Below are 12,277 nucleotides of genomic sequence, written 5' to 3' on the forward strand. Positions count from 1 at the left end.
CCCTGACCTAAATTTCTTCGGCAGGTCGGCTTCGCCGGAATCTGTACTGGCGAGCCTTATGCCATTGCTCTAAGACACTTCGCACAGAGGAGTCGTCGTTTATGCAGTGGTCGGAGAATTCGCGGGGAGCGCTGTTCATGGCGCTGGCAATGGCCTCATTCACCTGCAACGACGCGCTGACGAAATCCGTCACATCAGAGCTTACGACAGCGCAGATCATGTCGGTCCGCGGCGTGCTCACCGTGGCGATCGTGTACGGCGTCGCCCGATATTCCGGCATTCGCCTTTCGCTCGGCTCCATGCTGCAGCCGCTCGTGCTCTTGCGCACGGGCGCTGAGATCGGCGCGACGCTGACCTTCCTTTATGCGCTGGCGCATATCGAGTTCGCCGCGCTGTCGTCGATCATGCAGTCGCTGCCGCTTGTCGTTACCCTGGGTGCTGCGCTCTTCCTGGGCGAGCCGGTCGGCTGGCGTCGCTGGGCCGCGATCAGTGTGGGCCTCGTCGGCGTGCTCTTGATCATCCGGCCCGGTCCGGAAGGTTTCTCGTCCGCCGCGTTGGTCGGCATTGCCGCGATGCTGTTCACCGCCTCGCGCGATCTCATCACCCGGCGCATCAAGGCCAACATCCCGACGCTCACAGTGACGCTTTTCACCTGTCTCGCCAACACGGTGATCGGCACGCTGCTGATTGTGCCGATGGGGGGATGGCAGCCGATGAGCCTGACAGCCTTCAGCCATCTGGCGCTCGCATCCGTCCTGGTGTTCGCCGGTTACCAGTCTATCGTGAAGGCGATGCGCGAAGGCGAAATCTCTTTCGTTGCGCAGTTCCGCTACACGAGCCTCATCTGGGCGCTGCTCATCGGCATGTTCATTTTCGGCGAGCACCCGAACAGCTACATGCTGATGGGCGCCGCCATCGTTATCTGTTCCGGCCTCTACACCCTATATCGTGAGCGCAAGCGGAGGATTGACCTCGCAGACAAGGCAAGCGCCGCTCCCCCCGCGTGACATCCGGGCGAGAAGAAGGAAGACGACGTGCAGCAAACCCGGTTTCTGGATAGACAAAGCCCGCCTCACATCCTCACCCTCGTGATCTGCGCCGGCCTTGGCGCCCTTTCGCTCAACGTCTTCCTCCCGTCGCTGGCTGCCATGGCAGTGCATTTCGGCACCGAATACCATGTCATGCAGTTTGCGGTGTCCGGCTACATCGCCGGCACCGCCCTCCTCCAGCTGGTGATCGGGCCGCTTTCCGACATCTTTGGCCGGCGCCGGGTGATGATCGGCGCGCTGCTGGTGATGCTGGTCGGCACGGTGGTCTGCCTCGCCGCGCCGAGCGTCGAAATCTTCATGTTCGGACGGCTGCTGCAGACGACCGTCGTCGCCGGTTTCGTGCTGCCGCGCGCCATCATCCGCGACACGGTGCCGATGGAAAGCGCGGCGTCCATGATCGCCTATGTCACCATGGGCATGTCCTTGATCCCGATGGTAGCGCCGACGGTCGGCGGAACGCTCAACGACCTCTTCGGCTGGGAAGCCAATTTCGTGCTGATGCTATTTCTCGGCGTGCTGACGCTGCTTCTGGTATCCGCGGACCTCGGCGAAACCAACAAGACGCCGGCGGCCAGTTTTGCCGCACAGTTCAAGAGCTGGCCCGATCTGTTCCGCTCACGGCGTTTCTGGGGTTATGCCCTCACCTCCACCTTCTCGTCCGGCGTGTTCTTTGCCTTCCTCGGCGGTGCGCCCTTCATTGGAACGGCGATCTACAACCTGACGCCGACGATGCTTGGCGTGCAGTTCTTCCTGATTGCCGCGGGCTACATGGTGGGCAACTTCATCGCCGGTCGCTACACGAAGCGCTTCGGCACCATGACCATGATGATTTCGGGCAGCGTCGTCAGCCTCGTTGGCATAGTGGTTACAGCACTGGCGCTCCTGACCGGCATAGACTCAGCGACCGCCTTCTTCGCACCGCTGGCGCTGACCGGCGTCGGCAACGGCCTGACCTTGCCAAGCTCCAATGCTGGGGTCGTCAGTGTCCGTCCCAAGCTCGCGGGTTCTGCTTCCGGCCTGGGCGGCGCGATCACCGTCGGCGGAGGGGCCGCGTTCTCGATGATTGCAGGCGCCGTGCTCACCCCCGGCAGTGGTGGCTGGCCGCTTCTCGCAATCATGGCGGTTTCGACCGTGCTCGCCATCGCGGCATCGGTCTATGTGCGGCAGGTCGAGCGCAATGAAGAGGCTGCCGGCGCGCAGGCAAATCCGTGAAATCACTCCCACCTGCCTGGATCCTCGCGGGCGGCAAGTCCAGCCGGATGGGCGAGGAGAAGACGCTGCTGACCATCGGCAGCGACACGATCCTCCGCCACATCGTCCGGCGGCTGATGCCACAGGTCTCGTCGGTCTACCTCAATGCTCCCACTACTTTCACGGAACTGCCCGAGCTTCCGCGCGTCCCGGATACGTTGAATGGACAGATCGGGCCGCTCGCCGGCGTGTTGGCAGGGTTCAGACATGCGAAGGGTTCGCATCCCGACCAGACTCACCTGCTGACGGTCCCGTCCGACAGCCCATTCCTGCCGACGGACCTCGTCAGCCAGCTATCAGCAGCGGTCAGAGAGAACAACGACGTGGTGATCGCCAGTTCCGGCGGGCGCGACCACCCCGTCTTCGGCCTGTGGCCGGTCAGCCTCGCCGATGATCTCGAGGCATGGCTTGCCGACCCGGACAACCGTCGCATTCATGCGTTCTTGCGACGTCACCCGACGGTGCCGGTGGATTTCCCATTCAAGGAGACGCCGCAGGGCCCACTCGATCCCTTCCTCAATATTAATACGCCGGACGATCTCGAACTGGCGCGACGGTTTGCGGGCGAACTGGCATGAACGGTCATCGCGTCTTCGGCATTTCCGGCTGGAAGAACTCCGGCAAGACCGGGCTGACGGAGCGGCTTGTCGCAGAGCTGACGGCGCGCGGCTACCGCGTCTCCACCGTCAAGCATGCGCATCATGAGTTCGATATCGACAAGCCGGGCGCCGACTCCTTTCGCCACCGGCAGGCAGGCGCGACTGAAGTCGCGATCGTCTCGGGCAAACGCTTCGCGATCATGCACGAGCTACGTGACGAGACCGAACCCACACTTGATGAAATCCTGGCCCGCCTCGCTCCCTGCGATCTCGTCCTTGTCGAAGGTTACAAGCGTGAGCCTATCCCGAAGATCGAGGCACGGCGCCGGGAGGCCCGCAGTCGCGAGCCGCTTTATCCGAACGATCCGCATGTCGTGGCCATCGCCGCCGATCACGCGGTAGAGGCCGGTCATCTACCTGTCTTTGATCTCAATGATGCCCCGGCAATCACCACCTTCATCCTCGACAGTCTCGGTATAATTCGGACATGAAAAAGCCGCCGGGTTACCGGCGGCTTCACGAGTTCTGTTCCTGCCCCCTACTGCCGGGCAGCGACCGGCTTTACGAGCGGCGTGATACGCCGAACGGTCACGCGCCGGTTTTCCTGGTTCGCCGCTTCCGTGCGAACCTTCAGGTAGCGCTCGCCATAACCCTGCGTTGCCAGGTTTTCCGGCGGGATGCCGAATGCGTCCGTCAGAACCTGGGCCACGCTTTCCGCACGCCGGTCGGAAAGCACAAGGTTGCTTTCATCCGAGCCCACGGCGTCGGTGTGCCCTTCGATCAGGAAGGTCTCCGACGGGTCCTTCTCGAGAACCTTGTTGATCGCATCCGCTACCTTACGCAGCGACGTTGCCTGGTTCATCGGGATCTCGGCGCTGCCGGTCGCGAAGGTGATGGTATCGAGGTCGATACGACGCACCTTGTCACGAATACGGGCTGAATAGCGCACTTCGTCCAGCGAGTAGACGCGCTCGACACGTTCCACCGGCGGCTGTTCGAGGAACTCGTAGTAGTCGCGATCCGGCTCCGACGAGGTGTCGATGATGTACTCCTCGAGCGGAACGGTGAGACGCATGGGCGGCAGGTCGTCGCCGGGATCACGCCACACATAGTCGTCGCCGCGGCGGTTATCGATGAGATCAGGTGCGTAATAGAGCACGTACTCCTCGCCACCACGAACCTCGCGCGTCCGGCGAACCACTTCGCCATAGCGGTTGCGGATCGTCACGATGCGGGTGCCGTCATCGCGGACGATGATTTCGCGCACGCGTCCATCATCCAGGCGCTCGTATTCCGGCTCGCGGCCATCGCGCCAGAAACGACGGCTGTCGTCGTGGCGAACGATCGTCTGGTTGTCGATGGTGATGATCACGCGGTCATCGTCACGGTCGCGGCGGTTGCCGCCGTCACGGTTGCCACCACGAACTTCCCAGCCACGCGGGCGGTCGAAGTCCGGACGACGGTCCAGTCGCTCGCCACGCTGTTCGGCAAGCGCACGGAAGTTTTCCTCCTGCTCACGCGTCAGGCGGGTCGAACCCTGCGCTTCTGCATCGGAGGTCGGAGGTGCGGAAGGCTGCTGCTCGGCCTGCTGACCCTGCGGGCGCCGTGGCCGGTCATTGCCGGAGCGGTCCCGTGCCCGAGGGGTTTCCTTGGCGCTGTCGAGCACAGCGGCACCGTTTTCAACCGGCAACACGACCTGCTCGCCGTCTTGTGCGGAAGCGGGATCACGTGCCAGTTCCTTGGCGCGCTCCACCTGTTCCGGCGTCTGCGCGGTCGTCGCTTCGCCGGGCTGTCCCTGTGCCGGAGCTGCCTGTTCGGTTCCCGGCGCTCCCGGAGCGGCAGGAGCCTCAGGTGCTGGCTGCCCTTCGGTCGTCTCGCGCTGCGGCGCCTGACCATCGGTCGTCACGCCGGGGCGTGCCTGTGCAGGGGCATTGCGGCCGGGTGCTGCGTCGGCTGGCTTCGCGTCACCGGGTTTGGCGTTGCGGGGCGAGGCCTGATCCTGCGCAGCGTCAGTGCCGGTCTCTGCGTCCTTGCGCTCCGTGTTGCGGCGGGCGGGCTTCTCCGGCTGCTTTTCGGGCGTCGCTGCAGTGTCGCTGCCGCGGGGACGCTCAGCCGGTGTTTCAGCCTGGTCCGCCTCTGGCGCTGCCTTGCGATCGCGCGCATTGCGACGCTCCTGGCGGTCACTACCCTCCGGCGCGGCCTCACGCGGCTGCTGAGCCTCCTGCGTGCTAGGCTTTTCGGCTTCCGGTGCAGCCTGCTGTCGCTCGCGACGCGGCCGCTCGGTGCCACCATCATCCTGTCCGGCTTCCTGGCGCTGACGGCGTGGCTGCTCGCTGCCACCTTCGCTGCCTTCCGCCTGCTGTCGGCGTGGACGTTCACGTGCCGGAGCTTCTGCGGCGGGCGCTTCCGCAGCCGGTGCCTCGGCCTCTGCAGGGCGCTGGCGACGAGGCTTCGCGGGCTCCTCTTCGGCCGGCGCCTGCTCACGCTGGGCGCGGCGACCCTGGTCCTGGCCCTCACCGGCGCCCTCGCCCTCACCTGCACTCTCGCGGCGACGCGGGCGTTCGCGCTCGCCGCCACCTTCGTCGCCACCCTCAGGAACGATGATTTTCTCCTGGACATGGATGACATCCGACGCTGTCTCGGTATTCATTACCGGCTTCAGCGGCACGGCAGCCGCCGGCTGGATCATCAGCGGCAGCGCGACGATCGGCGCCGCGACACTGGCGAACAGTTTGGCTTTAAGTGACATCGACAATTCCTTTTCCTGGGGTGTCATCCCTTCGAGGCGCGTCCTTTGGTGCCGGCTTGGGCAGACTTGCGCGCCCACCAATGCGTCTCGCACCATCTTTGTTCCAACACATCTTCGTGCCGTGGCGTGAACCACGGCTGAACATGCCGTTCATGGTGAGGTGGCGCGACGTGCACGTAAAATGCGTTGCAATTTCAGCGAGGCATGTATCTATAGGCGTGGCTGGCGTTACTACGCGCTCGCCTCCTCCGGCGAAGAAGATCAAGACGCCGTGAGGCCGCCAACAGAGAGGATCATCATGAACATCTCCCATCGCTTCCTTGCCGCCGCTTCCATCGCGGCGCTTTCGCTTTTTGCCGGCTCCGCCATGGCTCAGGAAAAGCTCGTTATCGGCACCGAAGGCGCATACCCGCCCTTCAACAATCTTGAGGCGAACGGCGAACTGACCGGCTTCGACATCGACATGGCCAAGGCGCTTTGCGAGGAGATGAAGGTAACCTGCACGTTCGTCACCAACGACTGGGACGGCATCATTCCTGCCCTGCAGTCGAAGAAGTTTGACGCCATCATCGCTTCGATGTCGATCACTCCGGAGCGCAAGGAGCAGGTGACCTTCTCCAAGAAGTACTACAACACCCCGCCAGCCATCGCCGTACCGAAGGACTCGCCGCTGACCGAAGCCACGGCGGAATCGCTGAAGGGCAAGGCCATCGGCGCGCAGGGTTCGACAAGCCACTCGAACTATGTCGAAAAGCACTTCCCCGATTCCGAGCCGAAGCTTTACCCGACGGCTGACGAATACAAGCTCGACCTCTCCAACGGCCGCGTTGACGCCGTGGTCGACGACATCGTCGTACTGACGGAATGGGTGAAGTCGGACGCTGGCAGCTGCTGCAAGATCCTCGCTCCCCTGCCGCTCGATCCGGAGATCAACGGCGAAGGCGCCGGCGTTGCCGTCCGCAAGGGCGAACAGGCTCTGGCCGACAAGTTCACCGCGGCCATCGCTGCCATCCGCGAAAACGGCAAGTACAAGCAGGTGCAGGACAAGTACTTCGATTTCGACGTATACGGCGACAAGTAAGTCACAGCTTTGATCGCACAATTCGGCGGAAGGGTTGCCCTTCCGCCGTTTTTCTTTTTAATGGCGGGCACACAAGATTAAGCGGCAGCAAAGCCGCAGGGAAACTTATTGCATGAGCGGAATCTTCTCCGCCCTTTTTGGCGCGCTTGATCCGCTTTGCGGGCCGATCGGGATCTTCTCCCTGTTCGGCTCCAACAGCCTCATTGCCTGCGGTGATGCGGGCTGGGGCGACGAGATCGCCTTCGGGGTCCTCGTCACGATCACGCTGGCGGTCGCGACCGTGCCGGTCGGCTTGTTCATCGGCTTCCTCATCGCACTTGCGGCCCAGTCCAAGGACAAGACGCTGCGGCTTGCGGCCGGCATCTATACGACGATCTTCCGTGGCCTGCCGGAACTGCTGACCCTCTTCATCATCTACTACGGGATGCAGATTGGCCTGCAGGCAGTACTCGCCTGGTTCAACTACGAAGGCCGCGTGGAGATCAACGCCTTCTTGGCCGGCATGATCGCGCTCGCGGTGGTCTTCTCTTCCTATTCGTCCGAGGTGCTGCTGTCGGCCTTCCGGGCGATTCCGCATGGCCAGTACGAGGCTGGCGAAGCACTTGGCTTGAGCCGCTGGCGCACTCTGCGGCTGATCGTCCTGCCGCAACTCATCCGCATTGCACTGCCCGGCCTTACCAATCTGTGGCTGATCCTTCTCAAGGATACGTCCTATGTCTCGGTTATCGGCCTTGCCGACATCGTCCGACAGACGGGCATTGCCGCGCGCGTAAGCAAGGAAGCGTTCTTCTTCTATTTCATCGCCTGCCTCCTGTATCTGGCGCTCGCGGTCATCTCCTCCTTTGGCCTGCGTTATGTCGAGCGCTGGGCACGACGTTCGGAGGTGCGCCGATGAGCTTCGTCACCGAACTCATACCGCCCCGCCCGGCTCCCGCGGCGACGAAACAAGGCCTCACGGTCGCGCGCATCGCTGGCATCTCTGTTCTCGCGCTATGGGCGCTGCTGGCCGCCGGCCTGGTGCTGACGGTCATCAACGGCTGGAACCAGGACAAATTCCTCCGCTACGGCCCGCGCTATCTCCACGGGCTTTGGACGACGATCTCGCTTGTCGGCATCTCGGTGGTCCTGGGCGCAGCCCTTTCAGTACCGATCGCCTTCGCACGGATGTCGAAGAACCGGGTGGCGGGCGCCATCGCCTACGCCTATGTCTATGTCTTCCGTAGCACGCCGCTGCTCGCACAGCTCTTCCTGATCTACTACGGCCTCGGCAGCTTCAAGCCACAGCTGGAATCGGTCGGTCTATGGTGGTTCTTCCGTGACGCCTGGTACTGCGGGCTTTTGTCCTTCGTTCTCAACACCGCCGCCTATCAGGCCGAAATCCTGCGCGGCGCGATTGAAAGCGTTCCGCGCGGCCAACATGAAGGTGCTGCCGCCCTTGGCATTTCGAAAAGCATTGCCTTCCGCAAGATCATCCTGCCGCAGGCGTTGATCGTCGCGTTGCGCCCTTACGGCAACGAGATCATCCTGATGATCAAGGGCTCGGCGGTCGTCGCCATCGTCACCGTCTATGACCTGATGGGCGAAACGCGCTACGCCTTCTCACGTACCTTCGACTACCAGACCTACCTCTGGGCAGCGATCTTCTACCTGGCGATCGTGGAAGTGCTGCGCCATGTCTGGGCGTTCCTTGAAGCGCGGCTGACCCGTCACCTGAAGCGCTAGCAGCAGCCGGCGCATCCGGCTGCTAAACACCTGAAATAATTCACGTTTCTGCACATAAAGATGAATTGTAAGGCCCGTGCTAAACGTGGCATGCTCCCATTCGGGTGGCGCAACGACGTCCACTCGAGCGACAATATGGGAACCGCTGATGTCTGACATGGAAATGATGCTGAAGGGCTATGGCCTGACCACGGCACAGATTTTTTACCGCCTTCCCGACCACCCGTCCGTCCTGCAAAGTTACGTCTGGCAGAACTACGATCTCGCGCCGGACTTTCCGGAAATGAACGGCTTCCTGAAGTTCTGGCAGGAAAAGCTCGACGGGCCCCTCCACTCCGTCCGCTACGTGCACCGCAAGCTGATCTCGGCAAGCGAGTGGCGCTCGGTCAAGGGCGAGATCATGCTCCACTAGGCACAGCGCCGCGGCTTCACACATGCACCTCGCCATGCGCGAACTCGCCGTCGTCGGGCTCGCGATGCAGGGCTGCGAAGATGATGCAGATATAGAGCGCTGCGACGATCACCACCACGATCCAGCCTGGCAGCGGGCCGAGTGCTGCATTGTTGATGGCTTCGGCAACGGAAAACACCTTGTCCGTCTTCGGCTCGTCGGGAAGCAGCTTCGGCGTGGTGATCTTGAGAAGCCAGGCGCAGAGCAGGATCAGGTACATCCAGACGTAGTTGCGCCGGATGCGCCGGAACAAGGCTTCGCGGTAGCTGATGAGGAAGCATGGGTTGCGCAGGCTGGTCGCAATCGCCTGCGCCCAGTCAGGCTTCAGGTCGGCCTGCGGGTAAAGCGCTTGTGCGAAGTAATGGCGCTCCAGCTTTCGCACCCGCGCCCGGTAAACGTCGAAGAAGCGGTAGCGTCGCGCCTCGATCAGCAGCAGCAGCGACACCAGCAGCATCGCGAACAGAACCACGCCATGGTGAGATGTGGAGGTAGACAAAGACACCGACAGCAGCGCCGCGACCATGGTGATTGCCCAGTTCGACGTCCGATCGATCCGGTCGCGCCAGCTCGTCATCCTGCCCATCTCGCCACGATAATAGTGGATGATCATATTGGCTTTTTCGGACGAGGTGATCGGCAGCGATGGCGCACGCCGCTCTACATTCTGCTCCAGAACCGTCTGAGACTGGTCCGCTGCCATGGCTTGAGAACTCCGGGAGGATTGCCTTTCGGATGAACGATGAAGGCGGTCCGGCCGTTCCACTGCATGGACAAACACGGACGGTGGGCTTAAACGCCTCCCAAACGAAGGACGAGCCGATGAAGAAAATCGACGAAGATGCACTGGCCGAGGCCTATAACCGCGCGCTCGCGCTGGAGAAGGCGGGCGATTTCGATGCAGCGGCCAAGGCCTATGAAGAAGTCCTCAAGATAGATCCAGAGGACCACGGCGGCGCGGCCGTGCGGCTTGCCTCCATGGGACGCGGTGAAACACCACCCAAGGCTCCCGACGCTTATGTTGAAACGCTGTTCGATCAGCATGCCGAAAGCTTCGAGGATATCCTCGTTGAGCAACTGAACTATGCCGTCCCCGTCATGGTGCGCCAGCGCCTCCAGGACCTTAAGCTCGGCCCGTTCAAGCGCATGCTCGACCTCGGTTGCGGCACCGGCCTCACCGGCGGCACGCTGCGCGACATGGTGGAAGACATCACCGGCATCGACATCTCCGAGAACATGGTCGAGATCGCCCACGAGAAAGACCTCTACGAGACGCTTTACGTGGCAGAGGTCGAAGATTTTCTGGAAGACAACGACGACGAGCCGTTTGACCTCGTCACAGCGACCGATGTGTTGCCATATCTCGGCGCGCTGGAGCCGCTGTTCTTCGGCGCTGCCGAAAACATGGTGCCAGGCGGGCTCTTCATCTTCTCATCCGAAACGCTGCCTGCCGATGACGGCCGCCCCTATATCGTCGGTCCGCATCAACGCTTCCTGCATTCCGAAAGCTATATCCGCGAGCGCCTCGCCGATACCGGCTTCGAGATCATCGACCTCAGCGAGATCAACGTGCGCATGCAGGACGGCCAGCCGAGCCCTGGCCATCTGGTAATCTCGCAACTCACCAGAGCTCACGACTAGCACGTCAAAGCAACCATCGCGTGTCTACGATTGGTAGACTCGCGACGGATACATTGTAATCTCTCGATGCAACCATCGGGGGAAGGTCGTGCTGCAGCAACTTGCACAATGGGCAGAAGCCGACCTAACGACCGCTGCCAACGCTATCTTCACCGCGGACGATCCCTTCCGCTGGATCGCATTGGCGATCGCGATACTCGTTCCGATCATCCTCATCTTTGCCCGCAACGAGATCCGCGCCCATCGCCTGCGAGTGATCGCCGATTTTATCGTCTCCTATCCGGCCACAAAACCTGAAGAAAAGGGATCGGACGACACAACGGGCACATCCACCAGCTACAACCCATCGCTTGAATTCGTCACGTCGAAGTATGTGTCGGACCTGCAGCCGGAGCCGGACGTCTACGTGCGACGCAGCGCCGACGAGACGGCCAGGGACATCCAGAAGCTCGTTCGCCGCTCTCGCATGTTCGGCAATCTTGGCGACTACAAGCTGCTGATCTCATCGATCGGTTTTAGTGCTCTGACCTTCGCCGGCTTTCGGCACCTGTTTCAGGTCATCGATGGCGGCCTGCACGTCGAAAGGGCGCCAGACATGTGCACAGGCGGCGCTGCGGCCACCTGCTGCTCGCCTGAAACTCTCTATGGCGAGATCCGCATCGTCGGCGCACTCGCTTTCGCCGGAGCCTTCATCGCAGCAGTGCGCATCTTCATGCGCAGCCTGGCAGTCTTCGATCTCTCCGCCTATACCTTCCTGCGGCAGTCCGTGGAGATTTTCGCCTCCGTCCTGATCGTCATCTTTCTCTACACCGCCTTCCCCGACCCCTTGGCGAGCATCGGGAACTCGTCCCAGTTGACCCTCAACCGAGACCATGCGGCGCCGTTCCATGGCTCTGGATCGCGCTTGCGCCGCTGCTCGGCCTCCTGCCGCAAAGTTCGACCAAGTTCCTGCTGACGCGCCTTCAGTCGCTTGTCGCCTGGGTGAAGCTGGACGATGACCGCTTCAACAAGCTGACGCGTTCCACGCCGCTCGACGTCATCGACGGGATCGACTACTTCACCCGGTTTCGGCTGGAGGAATGCGGCATCTTCGATATCCAGAACCTGGCGGTCTACAACCCGATCATGCTCTACGTGGAGTCACCCTATGGCATCTACCAGACTGTGGATTGGGTGGCGCAGGCGCAGCTATGCCATATTGTCGGGCTGGAGCGTTTCCTGCTGCTACGGGAAATGCACGTGCGCACGATCTTCGATCTGGAGCGCGCCATCGACTTCAAGAGCCGCTTGGGCGACGAGGCTGGTGGCGGCAAGACAGATCCGGCTCAAGGCGACCAAGCCCAAACACCACCAGATCCCGATAAACCCGAACCCTCCACCATCATCGACGGGCCCGACGAGTTTGACAGGATCTATGCCGGCATCCTGTTTGCCTGCACCGACACGATGCGCGAGGCGGCAGGCTTGAGCAAGATCATGCCGCTGATCCCCGACACCGACAGAACAATCAAAGCGGTAAGCGTCGATGACTATTGCAAATGGGCGTGGGAGCATGTCAGTCGAGACGAGAAGCGGCTGAAGATCTGCGTCGAGCATCTGATGGCCTGGATCGCCGACGACCTGCATGTTCGCCGTCTGCGTCGCATCTGGCAGGAAATCTCCGACAGCCTCGGCACCCGCTCCGAACGCCTGGACAAGAGATTGCACTAACCGGCTTCGAGCCGGAGGTCAGGCGGC

13 protein-coding genes are annotated in these 12,277 nt (G+C 62.1%); 11 read left to right on the top strand and 2 right to left on the bottom strand.

The window, feature by feature from the left end:
- Nucleotides 1–101: 101 nt before the first annotated feature.
- The 4 genes from CYG48_RS08180 to mobB are packed head-to-tail and all read left to right on the top strand — an operon-like array spanning nucleotide 102 to nucleotide 3,390.
- On the top strand, nucleotides 102–1,007 hold the full coding sequence (locus tag CYG48_RS08180; protein ID WP_118849927.1) for a DMT family transporter: 906 nt from the start codon (nucleotides 102–104) through the stop codon (nucleotides 1,005–1,007).
- A gap of 27 nt (nucleotides 1,008–1,034) precedes the next feature.
- Nucleotides 1,035–2,261: a multidrug effflux MFS transporter gene (locus CYG48_RS08185; RefSeq protein WP_118849928.1), complete on the top strand. Its 1,227-nt coding sequence runs from the start codon at nucleotides 1,035–1,037 to the stop codon at nucleotides 2,259–2,261.
- A gap of 47 nt (nucleotides 2,262–2,308) precedes the next feature.
- Nucleotides 2,309–2,878, top strand: coding sequence for a molybdenum cofactor guanylyltransferase MobA (gene mobA, locus CYG48_RS08190; RefSeq protein WP_118849929.1), 570 nt, complete (start codon nucleotides 2,309–2,311; stop codon nucleotides 2,876–2,878).
- Complete coding sequence (gene mobB, locus CYG48_RS08195; protein WP_118849930.1) at nucleotides 2,875–3,390, top strand: molybdopterin-guanine dinucleotide biosynthesis protein B; 516 nt, start codon at nucleotides 2,875–2,877, stop codon at nucleotides 3,388–3,390. The genes mobA and mobB overlap by 4 nt, the downstream gene beginning before the upstream one ends.
- Before the next feature lie 47 nt (nucleotides 3,391–3,437).
- Here mobB and CYG48_RS08200 read toward each other — a convergent pair whose 3' ends face one another.
- Nucleotides 3,438–5,648, bottom strand: coding sequence for an OmpA family protein (locus CYG48_RS08200; RefSeq protein WP_118849931.1), 2,211 nt, complete (start codon nucleotides 5,646–5,648; stop codon nucleotides 3,438–3,440).
- Between the two features lie 298 nt (nucleotides 5,649–5,946).
- On the opposite strand from CYG48_RS08200, the gene CYG48_RS08205 reads away from it, so the two are divergent.
- The 4 genes from CYG48_RS08205 (at nucleotide 5,947) to CYG48_RS08220 (ending at nucleotide 8,863) form a co-directional block, all read left to right on the top strand.
- The gene (locus tag CYG48_RS08205; protein WP_118849932.1) at nucleotides 5,947–6,729 is read left to right on the top strand and encodes a transporter substrate-binding domain-containing protein; all 783 of its coding nucleotides are present in this window, start codon (nucleotides 5,947–5,949) and stop codon (nucleotides 6,727–6,729) included.
- Between the two features lie 112 nt (nucleotides 6,730–6,841).
- The gene (locus CYG48_RS08210; RefSeq protein WP_118849933.1) at nucleotides 6,842–7,624 is read left to right on the top strand and encodes an ABC transporter permease; all 783 of its coding nucleotides are present in this window, start codon (nucleotides 6,842–6,844) and stop codon (nucleotides 7,622–7,624) included.
- Nucleotides 7,621–8,451 (top strand): ABC transporter permease, encoded by an 831-nt coding sequence (locus CYG48_RS08215; protein WP_118849934.1) that lies wholly within the window; start codon nucleotides 7,621–7,623, stop codon nucleotides 8,449–8,451. Before CYG48_RS08210 ends, CYG48_RS08215 begins: the two co-directional genes overlap by 4 nt.
- Nucleotides 8,452–8,596: 145 nt before the next feature.
- Nucleotides 8,597–8,863, top strand: a complete 267-nt coding sequence (locus tag CYG48_RS08220) for an usg protein (RefSeq protein ID WP_118851555.1) — start codon at nucleotides 8,597–8,599, stop codon at nucleotides 8,861–8,863.
- A gap of 16 nt (nucleotides 8,864–8,879) precedes the next feature.
- Here CYG48_RS08220 and CYG48_RS08225 read toward each other — a convergent pair whose 3' ends face one another.
- Nucleotides 8,880–9,602, bottom strand: coding sequence for a DUF2270 domain-containing protein (locus CYG48_RS08225; protein ID WP_118849935.1), 723 nt, complete (start codon nucleotides 9,600–9,602; stop codon nucleotides 8,880–8,882).
- Between the two features lie 119 nt (nucleotides 9,603–9,721).
- Here CYG48_RS08225 and CYG48_RS08230 point away from each other — a divergent pair, with 119 nt between their 5' ends.
- The 3 genes from CYG48_RS08230 (at nucleotide 9,722) to CYG48_RS08240 (ending at nucleotide 12,250) form a co-directional block, all read left to right on the top strand.
- A complete protein-coding gene (locus CYG48_RS08230) occupies nucleotides 9,722–10,540 on the top strand; it encodes a class I SAM-dependent DNA methyltransferase (protein WP_118851556.1) in 819 nt (272 codons plus the stop codon).
- Between the two features lie 88 nt (nucleotides 10,541–10,628).
- Complete coding sequence (locus tag CYG48_RS08235) at nucleotides 10,629–11,495, top strand: hypothetical protein (protein WP_118849936.1); 867 nt, start codon at nucleotides 10,629–10,631, stop codon at nucleotides 11,493–11,495.
- A 26-nt stretch (nucleotides 11,496–11,521) separates the two neighbouring features.
- Nucleotides 11,522–12,250, top strand: a complete 729-nt coding sequence (locus tag CYG48_RS08240) for a hypothetical protein (protein WP_118849937.1) — start codon at nucleotides 11,522–11,524, stop codon at nucleotides 12,248–12,250.
- Nucleotides 12,251–12,277 lie beyond the last annotated feature (27 nt).

It is taken from the genome of Neorhizobium sp. SOG26 (genome assembly GCF_003491345.1).
GTDB classification, from domain to species: domain Bacteria; phylum Pseudomonadota; class Alphaproteobacteria; order Rhizobiales; family Rhizobiaceae; genus Neorhizobium; species Neorhizobium turbinariae.

Bases quoted from the DNA above. Each gene is read 5' to 3' on its own strand.
- CYG48_RS08180 (WP_118849927.1), top strand. From the start codon at position 102: ATGCAGTGGTCGGAGAATTCGCGGGGAGCGCTGTTCATGGCGCTGGCA.
- mobA (WP_118849929.1), top strand. From the start codon at position 2,309: ATGGGCGAGGAGAAGACGCTGCTGACCATCGGCAGCGACACGATCCTC.
- mobB (WP_118849930.1), top strand. From the start codon at position 2,875: ATGAACGGTCATCGCGTCTTCGGCATTTCCGGCTGGAAGAACTCCGGC.
- CYG48_RS08200 (WP_118849931.1), bottom strand. From the start codon at position 5,648: ATGTCACTTAAAGCCAAACTGTTCGCCAGTGTCGCGGCGCCGATCGTC.
- CYG48_RS08205 (WP_118849932.1), top strand. From the start codon at position 5,947: ATGAACATCTCCCATCGCTTCCTTGCCGCCGCTTCCATCGCGGCGCTT.
- CYG48_RS08210 (WP_118849933.1), top strand. From the start codon at position 6,842: ATGAGCGGAATCTTCTCCGCCCTTTTTGGCGCGCTTGATCCGCTTTGC.
- CYG48_RS08215 (WP_118849934.1), top strand. From the start codon at position 7,621: ATGAGCTTCGTCACCGAACTCATACCGCCCCGCCCGGCTCCCGCGGCG.
- CYG48_RS08225 (WP_118849935.1), bottom strand. From the start codon at position 9,602: ATGGCAGCGGACCAGTCTCAGACGGTTCTGGAGCAGAATGTAGAGCGG.
- CYG48_RS08230 (WP_118851556.1), top strand. From the start codon at position 9,722: ATGAAGAAAATCGACGAAGATGCACTGGCCGAGGCCTATAACCGCGCG.